Genomic DNA, 24318 nt, shown 5'->3' with positions numbered 1-24318 from the left:
GCCGCAGCGGCCGGCTCGTTCCATCGGATGTGCGACGTTTCAGCGGAATTTCGGTCCTGAGCGGGTGTTCAGGCCCTTGGCCATGCGGTCGTAGAGCACGACGTTGACCGTGGCGGCGAGGTTCATGCAGCCGGTGGTCGGGATATAGACCACGTCTTCGCACCAGTCGCGGATCTCTTTATCCAGCGAGCCGTCTTCCGGGCCGAAGATGTACAGCGCGCGGTCCGGGTGGGTGTATTCAGGCAGCGGGCGGGCACCCTCTACCAGTTCCACGGCGACCGGTACGCAGTTGAGCGGGAGGATCTTTTTCAGGTCGTCGATGCCGATCAGCGGGATGTCGTAGTGCACGCGCTTGGTGTCGGTGACGAAGTCGGCGGCGCGTTCATAACGCTTGCCGGTGTAGAACACCGACGCTACGCCGTAACAGCCTGCGGCGCGCATCACCGAACCGACGTTCTCCGGTGACTTGGGGTTGTACAAACCAATGCAGCTGTAACGTTTGTCTGCCACGAGCGGGGTGCCTTCGGGAAAAAGAGGGCGATTATACGGGGATTGGGGGAGGGGTGTTCAGTTTGAGATTGGTGGTGTCCAGGACACCGCTATCGCGAGCAGGCTCACTCCTACAGGGGAACGCATTTCAAATGTAGGAGTGAGCCTGCTCGCGATGGGGCCCGTGCGGCCAATGAAGATGGTCAGTCTTCTTTCTTCATCAAACCGGCGAGGGCGGCAAACGGATTGTGCGTCGCCTTGGCAATCTTCGGTGTGCTCAGCGAGCCGTCGTCGAAGTATTGCTGGTCGGTGTAGCGCGAGTGTTCGTTGTCGTGGCAGTACAGGCACAACAGCTCCCAGTTCGAGCCGTCCTGCGGGTTGTTGTCGTGGTTGTGGTCGCGGTGGTGCACGGTCAGTTCGCTCAGGCGCTTGCCGGAGAACTCACGGGCGCAGCGGCCACACACGTGCGGGTACATCTTCAGGGCCTTGTCGCGGTAGCCCATTTCCTTGTCGCGCTGGTTGTCGGCAAGGATGCGATCGAGCTTCGACGTGTTGGTCGGGGTGGACGAACTCATGGGTTCACCTTTGTAAAAAAGACTAATGACGGTTATGACGCCAGTTTAGCTCAGCCCTTGAGCTTCTCGGCAATCCAGATCGTGTGACGGGTGCCCTTGTTGCCGTGGGCGAAGACCTGGACTTCTTCAGCCTTGAAACCGGCCTTCTTCAATTTGTCGGAAAACTGCCGGTCAGCGCTGGCCGACCATACCGCCAGCACGCCTTTGGGCCGCAAGGCCTTGGCGCAGGCGTTGAGCCCGGCAGCGGAATACAGCCAGCTGTTGGCCTTCTGCGTCAGGCCTTCGGGGCCGTTGTCGACGTCGAGCATGATCGCGTCGAAACCATTCGGCTCGCTTTGCAGCACCTTGGCCACGTCGTCCTGACGGATCACCGTGCGTGGATCGAGTAACGGCCGACCGGACTTTTCACCCAGCGGCCCACGGTTCCATTCCACCACGCCCGGCACCAGTTCGGCGACCACCACTTCGGCGCTCTTGCCCAGATGCTTGAGCGCCGAGGCGAGGGTAAAGCCCATGCCCAGACCGCCGATCAGCACCCGCGAATTCGGCCGTCCAGCGACCTTGCGGCAAGGAATCTCGGCCAGCGCATCTTCGGAACCGTGCATGCGCGTGTTCATCAATTGCCCGCCGTCGCCGCCCTGGATCTTGATGACGAAATCCTCGCCATACTCGAACAGGCACAGGGCGCCACCGTTGTCAGGGATCGGCGTGGTGTCGAGCAGAACGAAACGTTTCATGGAAATCTCTACAAGGGGGAAGGCAAGCAGGCCCGTTGGGAGTAGCCTGAGCGCAGACTAGAGGCCAAACGGAGCCCTTGATGAAGCGCACCATTCTAACGGTCATTGCCCTGGCCGCGCTCTCGATTACTGCAGTGCAGGCGCAGCAGACCATTCCGGTCAGCCCGACGCCGCAACCCGGGTCGCCCGGTACCGCCACGCCGACGCCGTATCCGCAAATCACCCCGATCAGCATTCCCAAGTCAGGTGCGGGCAGTGGCAGTCCGCCGCTGGTGCCGATCGAAATGCCCAGCCCGCCGAGCAAGGATCAACCGGTGCCGGGCATCGAACCGGGCGGTACCAAGGCCAAATCCCCCGGCGGCTAGATCTGCTGCGCCGCCAGTTGACCGTCGGCCATGCGCAGGCGTTTGGACAGGGAGACAGCGAGGGCGCGGATGATCTTCGCGGCGATCTTCGGTGCGTCGTTGAGCATCTTTTCCAGCGAGTCCTTGCCCAGGTTGAGCAACTGGCAGTTGCTCGCGGCGATGCAGGTGGCCGAGCGCCGTTCGCCATCGAGCACGGCCATTTCACCGAACGCCCGACCACTGCGCAGGGTGGCCATGGTGATGACCTGGCCGTCGGCCCCGGTCTTCTGCACGGCGACCTGGCCGGTGTGGATGATGCACATGAAGCTGCCGGCGTCGCCCTCGCGGAAAATCGCTTCGCCTTCGGCCACGGTGCTGATGCTGAAGTAGCCAGAGGCTGCGGCAAAGTCTGCCAGTTGCAATTGGTCGAACAGGCCGCAGTCCATCAGCCAGTCGCGGATTTCGTTGTTCAGTAGAGTGGGTTCTGACATGTCATTGCGGTCTTTTTGTTTTCACGGTTTCCAGGCTTAACACGGTTCCTTGCAGGAGTGAGCCTGTGGTGAGGGGATTTATCCCCGATCGACTGCGCAGCAGTCGCAAACCAGCTAATGCGGTCTGTCTGAAAGAATCGCATTGCAGATTTGGGGCGGCTTTGCCTCCCATCGAGGATAAATCCCCTCACCACAAAGGCTCACTCCTACACGGGATCTGTGGGGTATCGGCCCCTTGAGTCTGGAATTAAGACCCAAGTGACCGACGGAGTTCCTCAGGCCAGCCCCAAAACCTTGAACACAAATGCATATTCGAGCGCTACGTCACGTAATCCCTGATAACGCCCGCTCATTCCGCCGTGTCCGGCACCCAGTTCGGTCTTTAGCAGCAGCAGGTTATCGTCGGTTTTGGTCGCACGCAGTTTCGCCACCCACTTGGCCGCTTCCCAGTACTGCACGCGGCTGTCGTTGTAGCCGGCGATCACCAGCGTCGCCGGATAGGCCTGCGCGGTGACGTTTTCGTACGGCGCATAGGCCTTGATCCGTTCGTAGACGTCTGGCTCTTCGGGATTGCCCCATTCATCGTATTCGGTGACGGTCAGCGGCAGCTCCGGGTCGAGCATGGTGTTGAGCACGTCGACGAACGGCACTTCGGCAATCGCCACGCCGAACAGGTCCGGGCGCTGATTGAGCACTGCACCGATCAGCAGACCACCGGCACTGCCGCCGCTGATCGCCAGTTTCTCGGCGGTGGTGATGCCGTTGAGGATCAGGAATTCGGCGCAGGCAATGAAGTCGCTGAAGGTGTTGTGCTTGTGTTCCTGCTTGCCGGCGCGATACCAGGCTTCGCCCAGCTCGCCGCCGCCCCGCACATGAGCAATGGCGAAGGCCATGCCGCGATCCAGCAGACTCAGGCGTGCATGGGAGAACCACGGGTCGAGGCTGGAGCCGTAAGCGCCATAACCGTACAGGTACAGCGGCACCGCTTTGCCGACCATTTCGCGTTTCATCACCAGACTGATCGGCACCTGCGTGCCGTCCGGCGCGGTGGCCCACAGGCGTTGGCTGATGTAGGTGTCGGCGTCGAACGGGCCAAGCACCGGGGTCTCTTTGAGGACGGTTTGCTCGCCGGTGGCCAGCATCAACTGGCGTACCTGTGCCGGACGGTTCAACGCCTCATAGCGCAGGCGGATGCGATCGCTCTCGAACTCCAGGCTGTTTTGCACGTAGAGGCTGTAGGCCGCGTCCGGCAGTTGCACGCGATACGGCGTCAGGCCCTGCGGGTGGACTTCGATGACCGGCAAACCGCCTTCGCGCAGGCTCAGGGTCATGGCCTCGGCGTTGAGGGTCACGCCGTCGAGCATCACGGTGTCGCTGTGCGGGATCAGGTTCTGCCAGTCGGCTTCGCTTGGCGCGACACCGGTGTCCGGCGCCTGATACAGGGCGAAGTTGATGCCGTCGCGGTTGGTGCGGATGAACCACGTCCACGCGCCATCGAGCATGCCGTGGTCGACGTCGTATTCGTGATCCTCGACCCGTGGCGCCAGGCAGGTGAAGGGCAGGTGCGGCTGATGGGCATCCAGCGCCCAGACTTCACTGGTGGTCTTGCTGCCCAGGGTCAGCAGCAATTGCTGCTCGGAGCTTGCGCGGTAGCAATGCAGGAAGAAACGCCCGTCCGGCTCGAGGAACACCTCTTCGGCCGCCGTGCCATCGAGGCGATAGCGAAACAGTTTGTACGGACGGTGGGTGTCGTCGAGCACGCTGAAAAACAGGGTCAGACTGTCGTTGGCCCAGGTCATGCTGCCGTCGCAGTCCTCGAACTCCAGTTCGCTGACCTTGTCGTTGGCCAGTTCCTTGACGAACAGCGTGTAGATCTCGTCGCCCGAAGCGTCGACGCTGTAGGCCAGACGCTGATGGTCGGGGCTGATGCTGAACGCGCCGAGGGAGAAAAAGCCGCCATTGGCCAGCACGTTCGGGTCGAGCAGCAATTGTTCGCGGCTTTCGTCGAGGGTCAGGTTGTCGTCGGCGGGACGCGGGCAGCGGTAATGGCGGGCGTATTCGTCGCCAGCGGTGGTGCGCGTGTAATACAGGTACGGGCCCCACGGCGAGGGCAGGGACAGGTCGGTTTCGAGGATCCGGCCCTTGATCTCTTCGAACAGGCTTTCGCGCAGGGTGGCCTGATCAGCGGTTTGCGCTTCCTGATAAGCGTTTTCGGCCTTGAGGTAGTCGAGCACCGCGTCGGTGTCGCGCTCCTGCAACCAGGCATACGGGTCGGCACCGGCAGCCTTGTGGGCGATCGGGGCGCTGCTGACGTGGGCGGATTGGGGCATGGAAGGCTCTCGGACAATGTTCGGAATAAAGGTTTTCGCGGATCGTGAAACCGCCGCAGCACCTGTGGGAGCGAGCCTGCTCGCGAAAGCGGTGGGTCAGACAACAATGTTTTAACTGACACTCCGTATTCGCGAGCAGGCTCGCTCCCACAGGTCGTGTGTCTATTGGGACAAGCCTGGCGGGCGAAAAGTCGTTACTATAAGCGCCTCTTTGCCTGCCTTGCCATGGACACCATGACCGAGAACGACTATCTGATCGCCTGGGGCCTCTACGCCTTTGCCGCTGTGGGCTGCCTGTTGGTATGGATGCGCCTGACCCGCTGGATGTGGCGCTGGCTGCGCGAGCCGCTGCGGTTGCTGATGGCAGTGTTGCTGTTCAGCCCGACCATCATTGACCCGGTGAAGGCCAAGGTCGCGCCGTCGATCGCCATCACCGCGCTGGATCTGGCCTTCAAGGTCGGCAACAACGCCTGGCGGGCGATTTCCGACCTGTTCATGTACGGCATGATCGCTTTCGGCATCTACCTGATCTTCGTGTTGATCCGCTTCCCGATCGAACGCGCCTCCCGCGGCCGTCGCGAGCAGGCTGAAGCCGCCAAAGCCTCGGCGCGTGCTGATGATCGCGACGACGATCAGCCGTTCGGTGCTGCCGGCGATGACCGCTACGGTCGTCCGCCGGTGCCGAACAATCCGCAGCGCATGCGCGTCGAGCCGCGTCTGTAATCCCGAGAGTCCGCACATGTGTGAATTACTGGGCATGAGTGCCAACGTGCCGACCGATATCGTGTTCAGCTTCACCGGCCTGATGCAGCGCGGCGGGCGTACCGGCCCGCACCGCGACGGCTGGGGCATCGCCTTCTATGAGGGCCGCGGCTTGCGCCTGTTTCAGGACCCGGCCGCCAGCAGCGAGTCGGAAGTCGCCAATCTGGTGCAGCGTTATCCGATCAAGAGCGAAGTGGTCATCGGCCACATCCGCCAGGCCAACGTCGGCAAGGTTTGTCTGTCCAACACCCACCCGTTCGTGCGCGAACTGTGGGGGCGCAACTGGTGTTTCGCGCACAACGGCCAGCTCGCCGACTTCACCCCGATCAAGAGTTTCTACCGCCCGGTGGGGGACACCGACAGCGAAGCGGCGTTCTGCGATTTGCTCAACCGCGTGCGTGCAGCATTCCCGGAACCGGTCGATATAGAAGTGCTGCTGCCGGATCTGGTCGCCGCCTGCGCCGAATATCGCAGCAAAGGCGTATTCAACTGCCTGCTCAGCGATGGCGACTGGCTGTTCTGCTATTGCTCGACCAAACTGGCACAGATCACCCGGCGCGCACCGTTCGGCCCGGCGCGGCTCAAGGATGTCGATGTGATCGTCGATTTCCAGGCAGAAACCACACCCAACGACGTGGTCACGGTGATCGCCACCGAGCCTTTGACCGAAAATGAAACCTGGACCCGTTACCAACCGGGCCAATGGAGTCTGTGGCGGCGCGGCGAATGCGTCAGCCAGGGCACGACCGAATAAAGGATCTCTCCTCGATGTTGCTCAGTTATCTACGGCTGGTGTTGTTTGCGGCGGGCCTGTTGATCGGTGTCCAGGTGCCGGGTTTCATCAACGATTACGCCAAACGCGTCGAAGCCCACTTGATCGAAGCGCAGAACGGTCTGCGTGGCTTCCAGGGCACTGCCGAGCAGTTCTTCAAGGGCGACTTGCAGGCACTGGTCGCGCATTACCGCGCCAGCGACGACCCGGTGTTTCGCAGCGATGCTGACAGCCTGAGCACCTTGCTCAACCGCCAGATCGCATTGGATAAACAGTTCCAGGCCATGCAGGGCCCGTGGTACATCCGCTTCCTGCAAGTGGTGCTGGCCGCTGATCCGGACATTCGCAAGGAAACCTGGAACGGCTACAGCTACCAGATCCTGCTGACCCCGGAAGCGATGATCTGGGGCATGAGTGGCGCGTTGCTGCTGTCGTTCGGCATCGAGTGCCTGATTCGTCTGATTGACTGGGTGGTGCTGGGCGGCCGACGTTTGCGTCAGAGCCGGCCGATTGAAGACCGCGACGTGCGCGGCCTCTAAAGCTTGCAAAGCTCTCTGTGGCGAGGGGATTTATCCCCGATGGGGCGCGAAGCGGCCCTCAACGGTGTGTCAGATAAACCTGCTTGCTCAGGTTTCAGGACTGCTGCGCAGCCCATCGGGGATAAATCCCCTCACCACAGGTGTGATTACGGAGTGAGGGTGATGTACTTTTCACCGACCTTGCGCGCATATCCCTCCAGCACCTGCTGACACAACGTCACCATCTCCTCGACCCACTCCACGCCAACCCGCCACGACACCACCACCTGCAGATTCGGCGGGCGTTGGTCGATGTCGAGCAGGGTTAGTTCACCCCGCGCCAGTTCCTCGGCCACCAGCACCGGTGGCAGCACGCCAATACCAAAACCGTCACGCAACAACCGGGTAATCGCCGACACCGAGTTCACGCAGTTCAGACGTGGCGCCGGCACGCCGTTGGCTTGCATCAGTGCGAGCAGGTCCTGATGCGGTCGGGAGTTTTTCGAGTAGGTGATGATCCGTTCCTGCGCCAGCTCGCCGAGGTCGGCGTAGTTGCGGTTGTAGATCGAGTTGCTTGCGACGATCCAGCCCAGCGGATGGCTGGCCAGTTCCAGGCTGCGCACACTTTCGTGGCGCACCAGGTCGGTTTGCAGAATCAGATCGAGAAAGCCTTTTTGCAACTGATCGCAGAGGTTGAGCGAAGTATCCGCCACCAGCTCGATTTCCACTCGCGGGTACAGGTCGGTCATCTGCGCCACCAACGGGCTGAGCCAGGTGTGAATCACCGTGTCCATCACGCCGATGCGCACCCGGCCGACCTTGCTCGAACGGGTCTCGATCGATTGCTTGAGCGCCTGCATGGTGTCGAGCATCTGCTCGGCGTAATCCAGCACTTTCAAGCCTTCGGGCGTCAGGCTGACGCCGCGTGAATCACGCAGAAACAGCTTCACCCCCAGCTCGCCTTCGAGCACTGCGATGCGGCTGGAAATCGACGCCTGGGTGGTGAACAGCTTGTCGGCGGTCAGGCGAAAACTCTTCAGCCGGGCGACCCAGACAAAGGTCTCGAGAAACTTCAGGTTCATGGCAACGGCTCGGGTGACAAATTTTTCTTATGCCTAAGGCGGGTTTTTATTCGTTGGACGCAGCAGGGCGACGCGCCCAAAAATCGGCGCATCCGGTTCCCACGATAGGCGTCGTCGGAACTTCGAACAAGACCAATAAAAGCCTGCGGAGACTTGCCATGCGTGCGCCCGACACCCTCGACCTCCCCAAGAATACGGCCCGTCCCGGCCCGTTCGACTGGTATCGCAACATCAATCAGCAAGAGCGTCGCACCTTCTGGAGCTGCAAGATCGGCTATGGCCTGGACGGCATGGACACGCAGATGCTCAGTTTCGTGGTGCCGACCCTGATTGCCATGTGGGGCATCACCACCGGGCAAGCAGGGCTGATTCACACCAGCACCCTGATCGCCTCGGCCATCGGCGGCTGGGTGGCGGGGATTCTCTCCGACCGCATCGGCCGCGTACGCACGCTGCAACTGACGGTGCTGTGGTTTGCCTTCTTCACGTTCCTCTGCGGTTTCGCCCAGAGCTACGAACAACTGTTGATCGCCCGCACCCTGATGGGCTTCGGCTTCGGCGGCGAATGGACCGCCGGCGCGGTGCTGATCGGTGAAGTGATCCGCGCCAAGGATCGCGGCAAAGCGGTGGGCATGGTGCAATCCGGCTGGGCCCTGGGCTGGGGGCTGACGGCGATTCTGTATGCGCTGCTGTTCTCGGTACTGCCGCCGGAAGACGCGTGGCGTGCGCTGTTCATCCTCGGCATCGTTCCGGCGATCTTCGTGATCTTCGTCCGTCGTCTGGTGAAAGACCCCGAGATCTACCGCGAAGCCAAGGCCGCGCAAACTCCGGAAAACCCGGCAAAGTTCTACGAGATCTTCGCCCCTGGCATGCTTTTCACCACGCTCCGCGCCTCCTTGCTGACCACCGGCGCATTGGGCGGGTATTACGCGATCACTTCGTGGCTGCCGACCTTCCTCAAGAACGAACGTGGTTTGAGTGTGCTCGGCACCGGCGGTTATCTGGCGATGGTGATTGTCGGTTCCTACGTCGGCTACGTGATCAGCGCTTATCTCACTGACCTGTTGGGGCGTAAAAAGAATTTCATCCTGTTCGCGGTTGGCTCGTTCACCATCGTGTTGTTGTACACGCAGATGCCGGTCAGTAATGGCGTGATGCTGTGGCTGGGCTTTCCGCTGGGCTTCTTCGCCTCGGGGATTTTCAGCGGCATGGGCGCATTTCTCACCGAGCTGTTTCCGACGCGGATTCGCGGTTCGGGGCAGGGCTTCTGCTACAACATCGGCCGGGCGCTGGCGGCGTTGTTTCCACTGCTGATCGGTCTGCTCAGCCAGACAGTGCCGTTGAGCGTGGGCATCGGTGCGTTCGCGGCGGTGTCGTACGGGGTGGTGATTATCGCGGCATTGAGCCTGCCGGAAACCCGCGGCAAGCAACTGGATGCGCAGTAACTGATAACCTGCGGGGGCAGTGCCCAACGGGCATTTGTCCTACGGATAGAAAGACAAGAAGCTACAGGAGTGTTTACCGTGAGCCGCCTGTTATTGAATTGCGACATTGGCGAGAGTTTCGGCAGCTGGACCCTGGGTCTGGACGCCGAGGTCATGCCCTTCATCGACTGCGCCAACGTCGCCTGCGGGTTCCACGCCGGCGACCCAGGCATCATGCGCAAAACCGTCAGCCTGGCCCTGAGCCATGGCGTGCAGATCGGTGCGCACCCTGCCTATCAGGATCTGGTCGGTTTCGGCCGTCGTTCCATGGCGTATTCCGCGCAGGAGCTGCAAGACATCCTGCATTACCAGATTGGCGCGCTCGACGGCATTTGCCGGGCACAGGGTGGGCGAGTCAGCTACGTCAAACCCCACGGCGCGATGTACAACGACATGATGGCCAATCCGGCGCAATTGCGTGCGGTGATTCAGGCCGTCGCCGCTTACGATCGCAGTTTGCCGCTGATGCTGATGGCCACCCGCGACAACTCGGCGGCGCAACAACTCGGTGACGAATACGGCGTGACCCTGTGGTTCGAAGCCTTCGCCGACCGCGCCTACGACAGCGCCGGCAAACTGGTTTCGCGGCAACTGCCGGGCGCGGTGCTCCACGATCCGGAAAAAATCATCGAACAGGCCCTGACCATCGCCCGTGGCGGTGACCTCGTTGCCAGCGACGGCAGCGCGTTGCATCTGCAGGCCAACACCTTGTGTGTGCATGGCGACAACGCCAGTTCGGTGGCCGCCGTGCAACGCATTCGTGAGGCCCTGAATCAGCAGAGTGCGCCATGAACCCACGGATTGAAGTGGTAGCCCTGGACTGCCTGATGCTGCGCCTGTTCGATGAAATCGCTGAAGCCAACATGCCGTGGATGCTCGCCGCCAGTGAGCGTTTGCGGGCGGCGTTCGGCGCGCAGTTGATTGATCTGGTGCCGTCCTACACCACGCTGATGGTGCATTACGATTTGACGGTTTTGAACCCGAATCAGGCGCGGGAATTGATTGCTGAGGCGCTGATTGATTTGTCGCCAAATGTGCGAAGCAGCGGCCAATGTCACGTGTTGCCGGTCTGGTATGACCTCAGTGTCGGGCCGGAATTGAGCTTGCTGGCTGAGCGCAGTGGGCTGGCAGTGGAGGAGGTGATTAGTCGCCACAGTGGCCGCGAATATCAGGTGTTCGCTCTCGGCTTTGCGCCGGGCTTTGCCTTCATGGGCCTGGTCGAAGAGATTCTGGCGGCACCACGCTTGAACACCCCGCGCAAGAAAGTTGCAGCCGGCAGTGTCGGCATCGCCGAACGGCAGACCGCCGCTTACCCGGTGGTATCGCCCGGCGGCTGGAACCTGATCGGCCGCACGCCAGCGAAACTGTTCGACCGCCATCGTGACGGCTACAGCCTGATGCAACCCGGCGACACGGTGCGCTTCGAAGCGGTCAGTCACGCCGAATTCATCCGTCTGGGCGGCGACGATACGCCGCTGGAGGCGCAGGCATGAGCCGACTGACGATTGAGGCAAGTACACCGTTGTGTTTGTTGCAGGACGCCGGACGCTTTGGTGTGCGCCATTTGGGCGTGACCCAGGGCGGCGCGGCGGACTGGAGTTCGATGAGTTGGGCCAACTGGTTGTTGGGTAACGGCCTGGATGTGCCGGTAATCGAAATCACCCTCGGCGGGTTTGCCGTGGTTGCGCAGCAGGATTGCGTGCTGGCGCTGGCCGGCGCCGATCTTGGCGCGCAGATCGATGGGCAGGCGCTGGCGTCGTGGCGCAGTTTCAAACTGCGTAAAGGGCAGACGTTGCAGTTCCCCCAACCACGGCTCGGTGCCCGCGCTTATCTGGCGGCCCCCGGTGGTTTCGACGCGCCGCAGGTGCTGGGCAGCAGCGCCACGGTGGTGCGCGAAGAACTCGGTGGACTTGATGGTCTGGGATTGCCGCTGACCAAAGGGGCGACGCTGAGCTATCGCGGCGAAACGCTGCAGGTGCGTGAAGTGCCGGTAGCGCTGCGACCGGATCTGAAACTCAATACGCCGCTGGATCTGGTGCTTGGCGCGCAGATCGGCCAGTTCAGCGGGCAGAGCCTGTTCGATGTGTTCAACAGTCCGTGGACGCTCGACAGTCGCGCCGATCGCATGGGCATTCGGCTGTTGGGCAAGGCGTTGCAGTATCAGGGCCGGCCGATGATTTCCGAGGGCATTCCCTTGGGCGCGGTGCAGGTGCCGCCGGACGGGCAGCCGATTGTGCTGCTCAATGATCGGCAGACCATTGGCGGCTATCCGCGGTTGGGGGCATTGACGCCATTGGCGCTGGCGCGGCTGGCGCAGTGTCTGCCGGGGGCGCAGGTGCGGTTGCGGCCGGTGGTGCAGGACGTCGCGCACCGCGAGCATGTCGAGTATTTGCGGCGTTTCAGAGATAACTGAAAGCTTCGCGAGCAAGCCCGCTCCCACAGGGGAATGCATTCCAAATGTGGGAGTGAGCCTGCTCGCGATGGCGTCCGTTCGGAGAGCGAAAATTATTTGGACAAAAACCGCATCCCTTCCTCAAGTCCACGCAACGTCAACGGATACATCTGATCCTCGATCAAATCCCGCACGATATTGGTCGACGAGGTATAGCCCCACGTGTCCTTCGGATATGGATTGATCCAGATAAGCTTCTTGTACTTCTCCATGAAGCGCTGCATCCACACATAACCCGGCTCTTCGTTCCAGTGCTCGACGCTGCCGCCGGCCTGGGTGATTTCGTAGGGCGCCATGGCGGCGTCGCCGATGAAGATCACTTTGTAGTCGGCGCCGTACTTGTGCAGCAAATCCTGGGTCGAGGTGCGCTCGGAGGTGCGGCGCATGTTGTTCTTCCACACCGATTCATAAACGAAGTTGTGGAAGTAGAAATACTCCAGATGCTTGAACTCGGTCTTGCAGGCCGAGAACAGCTCCTCGCAGATCTTCACGTGCGCGTCCATCGAGCCGCCGATGTCGAACAGCAGCAACAGCTTCACCGTGTTGCGTCGCTCGGGACGCATCTGGATGTTCAGCAGGCCGGCGTCCTTCGCGGTGTGGTCGATGGTGCCGTCGATGTCCAGCTCTTCCGCCGCACCCTGACGGGCGAATTTGCGCAGACGACGCAGAGCGACCTTGATGTTGCGCGTACCCAGTTCCACCGAGTCGTCGAGGTTCTTGTACTCGCGCTGATCCCAGACCTTGACTGCTTTTCCCTGACGCTTGCCGGCATCGCCGACCCGAATGCCTTCCGGGTTGAAACCGCCAGAGCCGAACGGGCTGGTGCCGCCGGTGCCGATCCATTTGTTGCCGCCGGCGTGGCGTTCCTTCTGTTCTTCCAGACGCTTCTTGAACTCTTCGATCAGCTTGTCCAGGCCACCGAGGGACTGGATCTGCGCGCGTTCCTCATCGGTCAGCGAACGCTCGAACTCCTTGCGCAACCAGTCTTCGGGAATCAGCGCCTGCAGGTGGTCGTCGAGTTTTTCCAGGCCATTGAAGTAGGCGCCGAACGCGCGGTCGAACTTGTCGAAATGGCGTTCGTCCTTCACCAGAATCGCCCGCGACAAGTAGTAGAACTCGTCCATGTCGGCGAAGGTCACGCGCTGTTTCAGCGCGTTGATCAGGTCGAGCAGCTCGCGTACCGACACCGGCACCTTGGCTGCACGCATTTCATTGAACAGGTTGAGCAACATGGCAGCAGCCTCTTAGCGGGTGCCGCGACGGCTCATGAACGCCAGACGCTCAAGCAATTGCACGTCTTGCTCGTTCTTCACCAGCGCGCCGGCCAGTGGCGGAATGGCTTTAGTCGGATCACGTTCGCGCAGTACCGCTTCGCCGATGTTGTCGGCCATCAGCAGCTTCAGCCAGTCGACCAGTTCCGAGGTCGACGGCTTCTTCTTCAGGCCCGGCACCTTGCGCACGTCGAAGAACACGTCCAGCGCTTCGCTGACCAGATCCTTCTTGATATCCGGGTAGTGCACGTCGACGATTTTCTGCAGGGTGGTACGGTCCGGGAAGGCGATGTAGTGGAAGAAGCAGCGGCGCAGGAAGGCGTCCGGCAGCTCTTTCTCGTTGTTGGAGGTAATGATGATGATCGGGCGCTTCCTGGCCTTGATGGTCTCGTCGATCTCGTAAACGTAGAACTCCATCTTGTCGAGTTCTTGCAGCAGGTCGTTGGGGAACTCGATGTCGGCCTTGTCGATCTCGTCGATCAGCAGAATGACCCGCTCTTCGGACTCGAAAGCCTCCCAGAGTTTGCCTTTCTTCAGGTAGTTGCGCACGTCGTGGACTTTTTCGTTGCCCAGTTGCGAGTCGCGCAGACGGCTGACCGCATCGTACTCATACAGACCCTGGTGAGCCTTGGTGGTGGACTTGATGTGCCAGGTGATCAGCTTGGCGCCAAACGATTCGGCCAGTTGCTCGGCGAGCATGGTCTTGCCGGTGCCTGGTTCGCCCTTGACCAGCAGCGGCCGCTCCAGGGTGATGGCGGCGTTGACCGCCAGCTTCAGGTCATCGGTGGCGACGTAGGCCTGGGTGCCTTCGAACTTCATCTGCTAATCCTCGAACGGTAACGCCGACCTGCACGGGCAGGGCGGGGGCGAAAAAATCGGATGCCCCGACTATAACGCGCAGCCCGGTCGACTGTGAACGCAGACGGCTTATTCAGTCTCTGAATGGGGCGTCACATGTTGACTCGGTTTCGGCCCGGGGCCAGACATCGCCCTGGTGGCGAGGGGATTCATCGCCGATGGCTGCGAAGCAGCCCAAACGTCAAAAACTAGCCCGCATCTGGCTTCGGCCGCTCATACCGCGCATTGAAGGCCTGGATGAAGCCATTGCGCAAAATCTGCAAAAACGCTTCGAACGCGCTGATATTTTGCTGGTGCACGTTGCCGCTGAGTTCGACTTTGGTGGCGAACTGGTTTTTCGCCTGGTTCTTCAACACGTTTTCGGTGCCGCCCACCAGTGCCTCCCAGACCGAGCGGAAGATGCTCTTGTTCTTGTTTTCCACGTCCTGCTGCCAGTTGAAAACTTCGACGTCACGCAGCAGCGGCTTGATGTAGCCGTTGACCTGGGCTTTTTTCGCCTGGGCTTCGATCACCACGTCGCCGTGGCCGGCATTGAAGTCGAACTTGCCGTAGGCCGAGGCGAAGTCGTTCATGCTCTTGAGTTCGATGTCGCGGGCGCGCAGGCGGAACTGGAAGTCTTCGAAATTGCTCAGCGGGTCGAAGGTGGCGGTGGTTTCCAGTGGTGCATGCCCCAGGAGCAGGGCCTTGCCTTCGAAGCGGGCATCGCGTTTGCCCTGTTTGTCGACCACGTTGGTCAAGTTGTAGATGCTGGCCTCGACCTTGGTGGCATTCATGTTCACCGGTGGATTGGAGCTGAAGTTGCGGAAGCTGATTTTGCCGTCGTGAATCTGCACCTCGTCGAGGGTGATCGGCAGCAATTTACTGAGTTGCGCGCGCCAGTCGGTGCCTTTACCGGTCTGGGAGTTCTGCTTGTTGGGGCCGCCATCGACGAAGTTGACCTCGGGATTGAAGAACTTCACCTGCGCCACCACGGCATGGTCGTACCACAGCGAGTGCCAACTGACCGCCAGATCGATCAGCGGTGCGTTGACGAACGGCACCGGCACCTTGCCGTCGACCTTGACGATTTTCAGCCCGTTGATCTTGTAGGCCCCGCGCCACAAGGCCAGATCGACGTCGGTGATCTGACCCCGGTAATCGCCCATGTCCGCCAGTTTGTCGTTCAGGTAGTCGCGTACCACGTAGGGCAGGGCGATGTGCAGGGCGACCAGCACCACAACGACGACGGCAAAAATCCCTAATGGCCAGCTATAGCGACGCTTCATGGCGGCAATTCCCGAACGATGTAAGCGATTGACTGTTGCGCGGCGCAGACGTTCGACCTGACTGGACTGCGTCAGGCAACAGGCATACCGTGGAAGGCTGAATTCAACGCTGCATAAGGACCCAGCCATGAGCCGTATTTTTGCTGACAACGCCCATTCCATCGGCAACACGCCGTTGGTGCAGATCAACCGCATCGCGCCGCGTGGCGTGACCATCCTGGCCAAGATCGAGGGGCGCAACCCCGGTTATTCGGTCAAGTGCCGGATCGGCGCGAACATGATCTGGGATGCCGAAAGCAGCGGCAAACTCAAGCCGGGCATGACCATCGTCGAGCCGACCTCCGGCAATACCGGCATCGGCCTGGCCTTTGTCGCGGCGGCCCGTGGCTACAAGTTGATGTTGACCATGCCGGCCTCGATGAGTATCGAGCGGCGCAAGGTGCTCAAGGCGCTGGGTGCAGAACTGGTCCTGACTGAACCAGCCAAGGGCATGAAAGGCGCGATCGAGAAGGCTGCCGAAATCGTTGCCAGCGATACCGACAACTACTTCATGCCATCGCAGTTCGATAACCCGGCCAACCCGGCGATTCACGAAAAAACCACCGGTCCGGAAATCTGGAACGACACCGATGGCGCCGTGGATGTACTGGTGGCTGGCGTCGGCACCGGCGGAACCATCACCGGCGTTTCGCGGTATATCAAGAATACCCAGGGCAAACCGATTCTGTCGGTGGCGGTGGAGCCGGTGTCCTCGCCGGTGATCAGCCAGGCGCTGGCGGGCGAAGAGATCAAGCCGAGCCCACACAAGATCCAGGGGATTGGCGCCGGTTTCGTGCCGAAGAACCTCGATTTGTCGATGGTCGACCGCGTTGAGCAGGTCACCGACGACGAGTCCAAGGCCATGGCGCTGCGATTGATGCAGGAAGAGGGGATCTTGTGCGGTATCTCTTGCGGCGCAGCAATGGCTGTAGCGGTGCGACTGGCAGAGACCCCGGAGATGCAGGGCAAGACCATCGTGGTGATTCTGCCGGACTCCGGCGAGCGTTATCTGTCGAGCATGCTGTTCAGCGATCTGTTCACCGAACAGGAGAATCAGCAGTAAGCCAATTGATTCAGATCAGCCGGGGTTCAGGATCGTTATGCTAATAAATGCTTTATTGCGCAATTCTTAACACTGAATCTTGGGTTGGGCGGGTTTTTCCCGAGGCCGGTAGTGTTTATCATGGCCGGCTGCCATGCCGGGTAAAGGGCATTGCGCAGCGTTGTCTTTATTCAAGGAGTCGTTGATGACCTTTTCGTTAGCCGCCAAGGTGTTGGTGTTGCTGCTGTTTGTGGGCAGCATCCTCTATGTGCATTTGCGCGGCAAGGCGCGTTTGCCGGTCCTGCGTCAGTTCGTCAACCACTCGGCGCTGTTCGCTCCGTATAACGCCCTGATGTACCTGTTCTCCGGTGTGCCGTCCAAACCGTATCTGGATCGCAGCAAGTTTCCGGAACTGGATGTGCTGCGCGACAACTGGGAAACCATTCGCGACGAGGCCATGCACTTGTTCGACGAGGGCTACATCCGCGCCGCCGAGAAGAACAATGACGCCGGTTTCGGTTCCTTCTTCAAGAAGGGCTGGAAGCGTTTCTACCTCAAGTGGTACGACAAACCGCTGCCGTCGGCCGAAACCCTGTGCCCGAAAACGGTGGCGCTGGTCAGTGCGATTCCCAACGTCAAAGGCGCGATGTTCGCGCTGTTGCCGGGTGGCAGCCACCTGAACCCGCACCGCGATCCGTTTGCCGGTTCCCTGCGTTATCACCTGGGCCTGTCGACGCCTAACTCCGACGATTGCCGGATCTTCGTTGACGGTCAGGTCTACGCCTGGCGTGACGGTGAAGACGTGATGTTCGACGAGACTTACGTGCACTGGGTCAAGAACGAAACCGAACAGACCCGCGTCATCCTGTTCTGCGACGTCGAACGCCCGCTGCGCAACCGCCTGATGACCCGAATCAACCGCGCCATCAGTGCCTGGCTGGGCCGTGCCACCGCTCCGCAGAACCTTGATGATGAGCGCGTCGGCGGGATCAACCAGGCCTATGCGTGGAGCAAGAATTTCAGTGACAAGTTCAGCGGCGTGGTCAAACAGTGGAAACGTCGCAATCCCAAGGCCTACCGCATCCTGCGGCCAATTCTGGCAGTGGTGGTGCTGACGCTGTTGGGGTATTGGCTGTTTGGTTGAGGCTGGACGCTATAACTAAAAAACCGCTCCTTGTGAGCGGTTTTTTTGTATGCAGATAAGTCTACAGTCGGCCAGCGGCGAGTACGTTTGGCTCTTCGCTTTCAGTGCCTGTTATCAGTAACTGCAACAGACGCCTCTGACTCGTGGTGAGCGTTACCTCGCCGGATTTTCTGCCGCGAGGAAGTATGTCTTTTCTGGCGGAAGGCTTCTTGGTTGATTTGCTCATTTTTCCACCAGTGTTGATCGTTAATTGAACAGTTTTCACGATACTAGGTTCTCCAAGGTTTTGACAAGGCGGCCTCCAGCGTCGAAGCCGAAACCTAGCTCCTGATAGTGGGAAATTGCCCCCCTTAAAGGTTCCTGAATTTCGAGAACCTTGCTGCCAATGAGCTGGGCGTATTGTTCAATCACAATCATCGCCAGTGCCCCAATACGTTTTTATAACGGATGGGATTCGTAGGGGCGCCCCTCCAAACGCACGATTCGTATTCTGTTTTTGCTGGCATTTGGATTTGCGAAACACAGCCCGCAAAGCTCTTCTTCAAACCAGATAGCGATGTCCAGAGATAACGGCTCCCGCCCCTTCCACTCAATGACCTCATTCCAGCAAAAGTGCTGGTCTCTCCAGAGCGTTGATGCTTGCAGTGCTTGCTGGTCGATAGGCTCGAAACGAACTTTCGATAAATCGACGGCGGTAGAGCCGTGACGTTCCAACTGACGCTGAAGATGGAGGATGACGATGGCAGCCTGCTTCCTCGCCTCTGACCGATACAACTGATACCGCAAATTCGTCCGTTCCCTTGGCATGTGATCTCGAGCACTCCCTGTCTCTCCATCAATGGGCATATCCTTTGCTCATCAGCCTATGCGCCTGTCTTCGGCCTGTCCCTGCTGGCCCTTTGTACAAACCGTTGCAATCCATGTCGGGCGCTGGTTATAGTCGGCGCTGGTGAATCAGGCGATTCACTTTCCAGCCCCTCAAAAAAGATCAGCCTCAATGCCTGCATCCCTCATCAACGCGGTAGTCGATTCAGCGGTCAACGCTGGCGTCGTGCCGTGCGGGAATCAGCAGCCTAGGCAGATCAGTCATTACCCACCACCTGTCAGTAGCACGCCGGTGTGCGCAGTCGTATCACCGCCGGGCGTTGGCGTTTCGGGCTGATCGGCATTCTCTGCCAACCCCTGCGCCCGCCAGAAAAACCTACTGAATTTCAGCCTCGGCTGAGTTGGCTATTTGCCTGACTACAGGTGGTATTCATGTTTGTCCTTTCGAAAAAGTCCGCGCTCGCGGCGACGTCCACGAGCCTGTTCGTTCTGCTGTGGAGCAGTGGGGCGATCTTCTCCAAATGGGGCCTGGCCCACGCGTCGCCCTTTGCCTTTCTGCTGATTCGTTTTGTGATCGCCCTCTGCGGGCTGCTGCTGTTGGCGCCCCTGCTCAAATTGAAGTTGCCCAAGGGCGGCAGGTCGATGCTGTATGCGATCGCCACCGGGGTGGTGCTGTTGGGGGCCTACCAGATTTTCTATCTGCTGGCGCTGAACACCAAAGTTACGCCGGGGGTGATGGCGACCATCATGGGCGTGCAGCCGATCCTCACCGTGGTACTGATGGAGCGCCAGCGCTCGGCGAGCCGGATGTTCGGTCTGGCGCTGGGCCTGGCGGGTCTGATCATGGTGGTTTACCAGGGGATCGGTCTGGCCGGGATGTCCTGGGCGGGTATGCTGTTCGGCCTGCTGGCGCTGGCGAGCATGACTCTGGGCTCGATCATGCAGAAACGCATCACCGATAACCCCCTCGGCACGCTGCCGGTGCAGTACCTGGCCGGACTGTTGTTGTGCGGGATTTTCGTGCCGTTTCAGCCGTTCCACTTTGAACACGGCGCAGGTTTCATCGTGCCGGTCTTGTGGATGGGGCTGGTGGTGTCGGTGCTGGCGACGCTGTTGCTGTATCGCCTGATCGCCCGGGGCAATCTGGTGAATGTCACCAGTTTGTTCTATCTGGTGCCGGCGGTGACGGCAGTGATGGACTATCTGATTTTCGGCAATCGTCTGGCGGCGTTGAGCGTACTGGGGATGCTGTTGATCATTGTCGGTCTGGCGTTTGTGTTCCGTAAATCTGCTGGATAAGCGCAAGTCGGGCCAGGCATTTCCAGTGTCTGGTCCGGCCTCTTCGCGAGCAAGCCCGCTCCCACAGGGTCAGCGCCAATTTGAAAATGGCGCATCACCCTGTGGGAGCAGGCTTGCTCGTGAAGACGGACTGATCAACGCCGCAAAATCATCGGGCTGTTGCGGCAGAAGGCTTCACCACCGCAGGCTTCAGCACCAGCCACAACGCCAGTGCAATCAACACCCCGCCATACAGGTGAGCCATCGACAACGGCTCATCCAGCAGCAACGCTCCCCACAACACGCCGAATGCCGGGATCATGAAGGTCACGGTCATCGATTTGACCGGGCCGATGGAGCTGAGCAGGCGGAAATAAATGATGTAGGCGAACGCCGTGCAACCCAGCCCCAGACCCAGCAGTGACAGCCAGACATTCCACCCACCCCAGCTTGCCGGGGGGGCGGTGATCACGCTGTAGCCGAACAACGGCAAGAGAAACAGCGAGGCGCCGAGCATGCTGCCCACGGCCGAGAGGCGACTGTCGAGCCCACCGCTATGATCCAGCCAGCGTCGCGTGAGAAATCCGGCGAAACCATAACAAGTGGTGGCAAGCAGGCAGGCGAGGGCGCCCATCAGCAATTGCATGTCGAAGGCCACCGGCCCTGCACGCGTCAGCACACCGACACCGAACAAGCCGAGGAACACCCCCGCCAGTTTGGCGACAGTGAGCTTTTCACTGAAAAACAGCCCGCCAATCAACACGCCCATCAACGGCGTGGTGGCATTGAAGATCGCCGAATAACCGGCCGGCAACACTTGCGCCGCCACCGAATACAGCGTCGCCGGAATCCCCGAGTTGATCACGCCCAGCAGCATCACGGTTTTCAGTTTGCCCTTGAAATCCCAGCTGATGCGCATCAGGCCGAGAATCACCAGCAGACCGACGGCAGCAATCGACACGCGAAAGAATGCGGTCGGAATCGTGCCGATCACCGGCGCAATAATGCGCATGAACAGGAAGCTCGCGCCCCAGATGGCGGCCAGCGACAGCATGCGGAAAATATCGACAGCGCTCACGATGGCACTCCTTCCTTGATCGGGACGAGAGTGTTGCCGAGCGCCCGGTCGATGGCAACCGCTAATCGGGCATTTAATTGCGCACGCGGCTTTGCCCAGGGAAAAATCCCGCGACGGACGCCTGCGCTTGGCTTTTGGCAGAAATTGCACTTCACCTGTGCCCTGTTCCGTGGCTAAGCTCAGGCACAGATTTCCACTTGCACGCCGAGGTCTCAATCTATGCCGCAGCAATGGCCAGCCACCGACATCGCCCGCATGATTCTCGATGGCTTTGACGATTACCGCGAGCATTTCCGGCGGATCACCGATGGCGCGCGCGAACGCTTCGAGCAGGCGCGCTGGCAGGAGACGCAGACCGCGTCGGCCGCGCGGATCAATCTCTACGAAGAAAAGGTCGGCGAAACCATCGCCCGGCTGCGCGAGCACTTCGACGACGAGACGCTGATGAATGTCAGTAGTTGGCCGCTGGTGAAAAGCGCCTACATCAGCGTGATCGACCTGCGCTTTGATGATGAGCTGTCCGAGACCTGGTACAACTCGATCTTCTGCGGGCTGTTCAGCCATGACCTGATCAGCGACGGTTGCATGTTCATCCACACCACCCGTCCGAGCCTGCGCCGCGCCCGGGCTGCGCAAACCCGCACCTACAAGCCGCAAGGCCAGCTGTCGTCGATGCTCGCGAGCATCTTTGCCGACTACCGCTTCAGCGAGGACTACGCCGATTTGCCCGGCGACCTGCAGCGCCTCGAAGCGCAGTTGCGCGAGAACCTGCCGGACTGGGTGTGCAAGGATCCGGAACTGGCCGTCGAGCTGTTTTCCTCGGTGCTGTACCGCAACAAAGGCGCGTATCTGGTCGGGCGCATCTACACCCGCGACGAGCAGTGGCCGCTGGTGATCCCACTACTGCACCGTGAGGGCCGCGGAATTCAGATCGACGCGCTGATCACCGATGAAGCCGATGTGTCGATCATCTTTTCCTTCACCCGCTCGTATTTCATGGTCGATGTGCCGGTGCCAGCGGAATTCATCGGGTTCCTGCGGCGTATCCTGCCGGGCAAGCACATCGCCGAGCTGTACACCTCGATCGGTTTCTACAAGCACGGCAAGTCCGAGTTCTACCGGGCGCTGATCAATCACCTGGCCAGCACCGACGACCAGTTCATCATGGCCCCCGGCGTGCGTGGCATGGTCATGAGCGTGTTTACCCTGCCGGGCTTCAATACCGTGTTCAAGATCATCAAGGACCGCTTCTCGCCGTCGAAAAACGTCGACCGGGCAACGGTCATCGAGAAGTACCGTTTGGTGAAAAGCGTCGACCGGGTCGGGCGCATGGCCGATACCCAGGAGTTCGCCGATTTCCGTTTTCCGCTGAGCAAATTCGATCCGGCGTGCCTTGAAGAACTGCTTGAGGTCGCGCCGTCGACGGTCTCGGTCGAAGGCGACACAGTGCTGATCCGCCACTGCTGGACCGAACGGCGGATGACCCCGCTCAACCTCTATCTGGAAAACGCCAATGATGCGCAGGTGCGCGAGGCGCTGGAGGATTATGGTCTGGCGATCAAACAACTGGCGGCGGCCAACATCTTTCCCGGCGACATGCTGCTGAAGAATTTCGGCGTCACTCGGCACGGGCGGGTGGTGTTCTATGACTACGACGAGATCTGTTTCCTGACCGAAGCCAACTTCCGCCACATCCCCGCGCCGCGTACGCCGGAGGACGAAATGGCCTCGGAGCCGTGGTACTCGATCGGGCCACTGGATGTGTTTCCCGAAGAGTTTCCGCCGTTCCTGTTTGCTGATTCGGCGCAACGCAAACTGTTCGATCAGTTGCATGGCGAGTTGTACAACGCCGATTACTGGAAGGGTTTGCAGGAGGCGATTCGGGCGGGGAAAATCATTGATGTTTTCCCGTATCGACGCAAAGGTCTCGATAACGAGTAGCTCTTTTAAAAGCCCCTCACCCCAGCCCTCTCCCAGAGGGAGAGGGGGCCGAGGTGTCTTGGGTCAAACGCCGACCTGAAGACCTTGGCGATTATGGATTCGGTAAAGCGGTTTCAGGTCGCTGAACATCTTCAGCATCCCCCAATCGGTCCCCTCTCCCTCCGGGAGTGTATGTACCGGACACATGGTGGACAGGTGTTCGGAGACATGGTGGACACTTTTAAATAGACACATTGCTCATCGCGAAGGAGATGGCCTGTGTCTTGGGAAGAGGTGTCCACCGTGCAGCTTCGTACAGAATTCGTACTTTTGGCTCGGCAGGAAGGGGCCAATGTTCGGCAGCTTTGCCGTCGATTCAACATCAGCCCAAGCACCGCCTACAAATGGCTCAAGAGGTTTGAAACCTCAGGTGCAGAGGGATTGATCAATCAGTCTCGACGACCAAAGACGTCCCCCAAACGCTGCGCTGACGAGACTGAACAGCAGATTCTGACCGTGAGTCAGGAGTACGCGGCTTGGGGCGCTCGCAAGCTCAAGCGCGTGTTAGAAGACGAAGGCGCAGTGATGCCTTCCGTCAGTACTGTGCATGCGGTTTTACAGCGTCATTCGCGTGTCGACCCAAAGGCCGCTGAGATCAAACCGTTTATCCGACTCGAACATGAAGCGCCCAACGATCTTTGGCAGATGGACTTCAAGGGGCATATCAGCCTGGCTCAGGGGCGTTGCCATCCGTTGACGATATTGGACGATCATTCGCGGTTTTCGCTGTGCATCGCGGCATGCATCAATGAGCAACGTGAAACCGTCCAAGAGCATCTAATCCGGGTCTTTCGGCGTAACGGCCTGCCTTTGCGCATGACGATGGACAACGGTTCGCCCTGGGGTGACCAGACGGGCGTTTATACCGCGCTGGAGGTCTGGCTGATGAGCCAAGGCATCAAGGTCGGCCACTCTCGTCCTTATCATCCGCAAACCCAAGGAAAGCTGGAACGCTTCCACCGCAGCCTGAAAAATGAAGTCCTGCGAGACCGGCATTTTATCGATCTCAACGACGCGCAACGGGCATTTGATATTTGGCGTGATATCTACAACCAGAAGCGTCCGCATCAAGCGTTGGACATGCAGGTTCCTGCCACTCGTTACAGCAGCAGCCCACGGGAATATCAGGAGCAACCCGCGGCCCCGGAGTACGACGAAGGTGATGTGGTCAGGAAGGTTCAGGTGAAGGGCGAGATTTACTGGGGGAATCGTGAATACACAGTCGGAAAGGCTTTTTACGGAAGATCAGTAGTTATCCGGGAAACGACGGAGGACGGCATCCACGATGTCTACTGGAGTAGACATCGTATCGCCCAAATCGACTTGAACTTGCAGATCGTGACGGCAGGTAAGAAGATCTAAAACCGTCCACCATGTCTCCGAACATGTGTCCACCATGTCTCCGGTACATACAGGGAGAGGGCTAGGGTGAGGGCAGCAATCCCCCAGACACGCCACAAATCCGCCAAATCTGCGACAATCCGCCCCCTGCACATATAGAC

24 protein-coding genes are annotated in these 24318 nt (G+C 60.0%); 13 read left to right on the top strand and 11 right to left on the bottom strand.

Annotated features, from left to right (window positions below):
- Positions 1 to 39: 39 nt before the first annotated feature.
- From QMK55_RS05780 to QMK55_RS05770, 3 genes are all read right to left on the bottom strand, one after another.
- Complete coding sequence (locus QMK55_RS05780) at positions 40 to 510, bottom strand: RNA methyltransferase (protein WP_007911337.1); 471 nt, start codon at positions 508 to 510, stop codon at positions 40 to 42.
- Positions 511 to 692: 182 nt separating this feature from the next.
- A complete protein-coding gene (locus QMK55_RS05775) occupies positions 693 to 1064 on the bottom strand; it encodes a YajD family HNH nuclease (RefSeq protein WP_064586446.1) in 372 nt (123 codons plus the stop codon).
- Positions 1065 to 1114: 50 nt separating this feature from the next.
- Entirely contained in the window at positions 1115 to 1801 is a 687-nt protein-coding gene (locus QMK55_RS05770) for a spermidine synthase (protein WP_047598150.1), read from the bottom strand.
- 80 nt (positions 1802 to 1881) lie between these two features.
- Here QMK55_RS05770 and QMK55_RS05765 point away from each other — a divergent pair, with 80 nt between their 5' ends.
- Entirely contained in the window at positions 1882 to 2166 is a 285-nt protein-coding gene (locus tag QMK55_RS05765) for a hypothetical protein (RefSeq protein ID WP_102358751.1), read from the top strand.
- Here the strand turns inward: QMK55_RS05765 and QMK55_RS05760 are convergent.
- Together QMK55_RS05760 and QMK55_RS05755 are read right to left on the bottom strand one after the other, a co-directional pair.
- A complete protein-coding gene (locus tag QMK55_RS05760; RefSeq protein WP_083366690.1) occupies positions 2163 to 2636 on the bottom strand; it encodes a cyclic nucleotide-binding domain-containing protein in 474 nt (157 codons plus the stop codon). The genes QMK55_RS05765 and QMK55_RS05760 overlap by 4 nt on opposite strands.
- 275 nt (positions 2637 to 2911) lie before the next feature.
- Positions 2912 to 4966, bottom strand: a complete 2055-nt coding sequence (locus tag QMK55_RS05755) for a S9 family peptidase (protein WP_320328826.1) — start codon at positions 4964 to 4966, stop codon at positions 2912 to 2914.
- Positions 4967 to 5191: 225 nt separating this feature from the next.
- Between QMK55_RS05755 and QMK55_RS05750 the strand changes: the two genes are divergently transcribed.
- From QMK55_RS05750 to QMK55_RS05740, 3 genes are read left to right on the top strand one after another with little or no spacing between them, the layout of a single operon-like run.
- Positions 5192 to 5689: an MFS transporter gene (locus QMK55_RS05750; RefSeq protein WP_320328825.1), complete on the top strand. Its 498-nt coding sequence runs from the start codon at positions 5192 to 5194 to the stop codon at positions 5687 to 5689.
- 16 nt (positions 5690 to 5705) lie between these two features.
- Positions 5706 to 6482 (top strand): class II glutamine amidotransferase, encoded by a 777-nt coding sequence (locus QMK55_RS05745; protein ID WP_007969599.1) that lies wholly within the window; start codon positions 5706 to 5708, stop codon positions 6480 to 6482.
- 14 nt (positions 6483 to 6496) lie between these two features.
- On the top strand, positions 6497 to 7039 hold the full coding sequence (locus QMK55_RS05740; RefSeq protein WP_102358755.1) for a DUF2937 family protein: 543 nt from the start codon (positions 6497 to 6499) through the stop codon (positions 7037 to 7039).
- A 146-nt stretch (positions 7040 to 7185) separates the two neighbouring features.
- On the opposite strand, the gene QMK55_RS05735 is transcribed toward QMK55_RS05740, so the two are convergent.
- On the bottom strand, positions 7186 to 8100 hold the full coding sequence (locus QMK55_RS05735) for a LysR family transcriptional regulator (RefSeq protein WP_102358756.1): 915 nt from the start codon (positions 8098 to 8100) through the stop codon (positions 7186 to 7188).
- A 158-nt stretch (positions 8101 to 8258) separates the two neighbouring features.
- Here QMK55_RS05735 and QMK55_RS05730 point away from each other — a divergent pair, with 158 nt between their 5' ends.
- The 4 genes from QMK55_RS05730 to QMK55_RS05715 all read left to right on the top strand — a co-directional run bounded on the left by QMK55_RS05730 (position 8259) and on the right by QMK55_RS05715 (position 11997).
- Positions 8259 to 9545 (top strand): MFS transporter, encoded by a 1287-nt coding sequence (locus QMK55_RS05730; protein WP_102358757.1) that lies wholly within the window; start codon positions 8259 to 8261, stop codon positions 9543 to 9545.
- 78 nt (positions 9546 to 9623) lie between these two features.
- Entirely contained in the window at positions 9624 to 10376 is a 753-nt protein-coding gene (locus QMK55_RS05725; RefSeq protein WP_102358758.1) for a 5-oxoprolinase subunit PxpA, read from the top strand.
- Positions 10373 to 11077, top strand: coding sequence for a 5-oxoprolinase subunit PxpB (gene pxpB / locus QMK55_RS05720; protein ID WP_102358759.1), 705 nt, complete (start codon positions 10373 to 10375; stop codon positions 11075 to 11077). Before QMK55_RS05725 ends, pxpB begins: the two co-directional genes overlap by 4 nt.
- Positions 11074 to 11997: a biotin-dependent carboxyltransferase family protein gene (locus tag QMK55_RS05715; RefSeq protein WP_320328824.1), complete on the top strand. Its 924-nt coding sequence runs from the start codon at positions 11074 to 11076 to the stop codon at positions 11995 to 11997. Before pxpB ends, QMK55_RS05715 begins: the two co-directional genes overlap by 4 nt.
- A 92-nt stretch (positions 11998 to 12089) precedes the next feature.
- Here the strand turns inward: QMK55_RS05715 and QMK55_RS05710 are convergent, their stop codons facing one another.
- The 3 genes from QMK55_RS05710 to QMK55_RS05700 all read right to left on the bottom strand — a co-directional run bounded on the left by QMK55_RS05710 (position 12090) and on the right by QMK55_RS05700 (position 15430).
- On the bottom strand, positions 12090 to 13268 hold the full coding sequence (locus tag QMK55_RS05710; RefSeq protein WP_064388394.1) for a vWA domain-containing protein: 1179 nt from the start codon (positions 13266 to 13268) through the stop codon (positions 12090 to 12092).
- A gap of 12 nt (positions 13269 to 13280) precedes the next feature.
- On the bottom strand, positions 13281 to 14126 hold the full coding sequence (locus QMK55_RS05705) for an AAA family ATPase (protein ID WP_102358761.1): 846 nt from the start codon (positions 14124 to 14126) through the stop codon (positions 13281 to 13283).
- A 227-nt stretch (positions 14127 to 14353) separates the two neighbouring features.
- Positions 14354 to 15430: a DUF748 domain-containing protein gene (locus QMK55_RS05700; RefSeq protein WP_320328823.1), complete on the bottom strand. Its 1077-nt coding sequence runs from the start codon at positions 15428 to 15430 to the stop codon at positions 14354 to 14356.
- Positions 15431 to 15557: 127 nt separating this feature from the next.
- Between QMK55_RS05700 and cysK the strand changes: the two genes are divergently transcribed.
- Complete coding sequence (gene cysK, locus QMK55_RS05695) at positions 15558 to 16532, top strand: cysteine synthase A (RefSeq protein ID WP_102358763.1); 975 nt, start codon at positions 15558 to 15560, stop codon at positions 16530 to 16532.
- A gap of 184 nt (positions 16533 to 16716) precedes the next feature.
- Positions 16717 to 17655: an aspartyl/asparaginyl beta-hydroxylase domain-containing protein gene (locus QMK55_RS05690; protein ID WP_102358764.1), complete on the top strand. Its 939-nt coding sequence runs from the start codon at positions 16717 to 16719 to the stop codon at positions 17653 to 17655.
- A gap of 438 nt (positions 17656 to 18093) precedes the next feature.
- Here QMK55_RS05690 and QMK55_RS05685 read toward each other — a convergent pair whose 3' ends face one another.
- Positions 18094 to 18501 carry a hypothetical protein gene (locus QMK55_RS05685; RefSeq protein WP_320328822.1) on the bottom strand — a complete coding sequence of 136 codons (408 nt, stop codon included), beginning with the start codon at positions 18499 to 18501 and terminating at the stop codon, positions 18094 to 18096.
- A 411-nt stretch (positions 18502 to 18912) separates the two neighbouring features.
- On the opposite strand from QMK55_RS05685, the gene QMK55_RS05680 reads away from it, so the two are divergent.
- Positions 18913 to 19779 (top strand): DMT family transporter, encoded by an 867-nt coding sequence (locus QMK55_RS05680; RefSeq protein ID WP_320328821.1) that lies wholly within the window; start codon positions 18913 to 18915, stop codon positions 19777 to 19779.
- Positions 19780 to 19927: 148 nt separating this feature from the next.
- Here the strand turns inward: QMK55_RS05680 and QMK55_RS05675 are convergent, their stop codons facing one another.
- Entirely contained in the window at positions 19928 to 20836 is a 909-nt protein-coding gene (locus QMK55_RS05675; RefSeq protein ID WP_102358766.1) for a DMT family transporter, read from the bottom strand.
- Positions 20837 to 21055: 219 nt separating this feature from the next.
- Between QMK55_RS05675 and aceK the strand changes: the two genes are divergently transcribed.
- Together aceK and QMK55_RS05665 are read left to right on the top strand one after the other, a co-directional pair.
- Positions 21056 to 22777, top strand: a complete 1722-nt coding sequence (gene aceK / locus QMK55_RS05670) for a bifunctional isocitrate dehydrogenase kinase/phosphatase (protein WP_102358767.1) — start codon at positions 21056 to 21058, stop codon at positions 22775 to 22777.
- Positions 22778 to 23035: 258 nt separating this feature from the next.
- Positions 23036 to 24178, top strand: a complete 1143-nt coding sequence (locus tag QMK55_RS05665) for an IS481 family transposase (protein ID WP_413787267.1) — start codon at positions 23036 to 23038, stop codon at positions 24176 to 24178.
- Positions 24179 to 24318: the final 140 nt, after the last annotated feature.

This window comes from Pseudomonas sp. P8_229 (assembly GCF_034008635.1).
In the GTDB taxonomy this organism is placed as follows: Bacteria; Pseudomonadota; Gammaproteobacteria; order Pseudomonadales; family Pseudomonadaceae; genus Aquipseudomonas.
The sequence above is the reverse complement of the archived record's forward strand: the minus strand, read 5'-3'. Positions and strand labels throughout refer to the sequence as shown.

What these genes read in the sequence shown, in the direction of transcription:
- QMK55_RS05770 (WP_047598150.1), bottom strand. Translation starts at nt 1,801, where the DNA reads ATGAAACGTTTCGTTCTGCTCGACACCACGCCGATCCCTGACAACGGT.
- aceK (WP_102358767.1), top strand. Translation starts at nt 21,056, where the DNA reads ATGCCGCAGCAATGGCCAGCCACCGACATCGCCCGCATGATTCTCGAT.
- QMK55_RS05735 (WP_102358756.1), bottom strand. Translation starts at nt 8,100, where the DNA reads ATGAACCTGAAGTTTCTCGAGACCTTTGTCTGGGTCGCCCGGCTGAAG.
- QMK55_RS05680 (WP_320328821.1), top strand. Translation starts at nt 18,913, where the DNA reads ATGTTTGTCCTTTCGAAAAAGTCCGCGCTCGCGGCGACGTCCACGAGC.
- QMK55_RS05690 (WP_102358764.1), top strand. Translation starts at nt 16,717, where the DNA reads ATGACCTTTTCGTTAGCCGCCAAGGTGTTGGTGTTGCTGCTGTTTGTG.
- QMK55_RS05765 (WP_102358751.1), top strand. Translation starts at nt 1,882, where the DNA reads ATGAAGCGCACCATTCTAACGGTCATTGCCCTGGCCGCGCTCTCGATT.
- QMK55_RS05705 (WP_102358761.1), bottom strand. Translation starts at nt 14,126, where the DNA reads ATGAAGTTCGAAGGCACCCAGGCCTACGTCGCCACCGATGACCTGAAG.
- QMK55_RS05755 (WP_320328826.1), bottom strand. Translation starts at nt 4,966, where the DNA reads ATGCCCCAATCCGCCCACGTCAGCAGCGCCCCGATCGCCCACAAGGCT.
- QMK55_RS05685 (WP_320328822.1), bottom strand. Translation starts at nt 18,501, where the DNA reads ATGCCCATTGATGGAGAGACAGGGAGTGCTCGAGATCACATGCCAAGG.
- QMK55_RS05715 (WP_320328824.1), top strand. Translation starts at nt 11,074, where the DNA reads ATGAGCCGACTGACGATTGAGGCAAGTACACCGTTGTGTTTGTTGCAG.
- QMK55_RS05760 (WP_083366690.1), bottom strand. Translation starts at nt 2,636, where the DNA reads ATGTCAGAACCCACTCTACTGAACAACGAAATCCGCGACTGGCTGATG.
- QMK55_RS05710 (WP_064388394.1), bottom strand. Translation starts at nt 13,268, where the DNA reads ATGTTGCTCAACCTGTTCAATGAAATGCGTGCAGCCAAGGTGCCGGTG.
- QMK55_RS05740 (WP_102358755.1), top strand. Translation starts at nt 6,497, where the DNA reads ATGTTGCTCAGTTATCTACGGCTGGTGTTGTTTGCGGCGGGCCTGTTG.
- QMK55_RS05775 (WP_064586446.1), bottom strand. Translation starts at nt 1,064, where the DNA reads ATGAGTTCGTCCACCCCGACCAACACGTCGAAGCTCGATCGCATCCTT.
- pxpB (WP_102358759.1), top strand. Translation starts at nt 10,373, where the DNA reads ATGAACCCACGGATTGAAGTGGTAGCCCTGGACTGCCTGATGCTGCGC.
- QMK55_RS05745 (WP_007969599.1), top strand. Translation starts at nt 5,706, where the DNA reads ATGTGTGAATTACTGGGCATGAGTGCCAACGTGCCGACCGATATCGTG.
- QMK55_RS05750 (WP_320328825.1), top strand. Translation starts at nt 5,192, where the DNA reads ATGGACACCATGACCGAGAACGACTATCTGATCGCCTGGGGCCTCTAC.
- QMK55_RS05730 (WP_102358757.1), top strand. Translation starts at nt 8,259, where the DNA reads ATGCGTGCGCCCGACACCCTCGACCTCCCCAAGAATACGGCCCGTCCC.
- QMK55_RS05700 (WP_320328823.1), bottom strand. Translation starts at nt 15,430, where the DNA reads ATGAAGCGTCGCTATAGCTGGCCATTAGGGATTTTTGCCGTCGTCGTT.
- cysK (WP_102358763.1), top strand. Translation starts at nt 15,558, where the DNA reads ATGAGCCGTATTTTTGCTGACAACGCCCATTCCATCGGCAACACGCCG.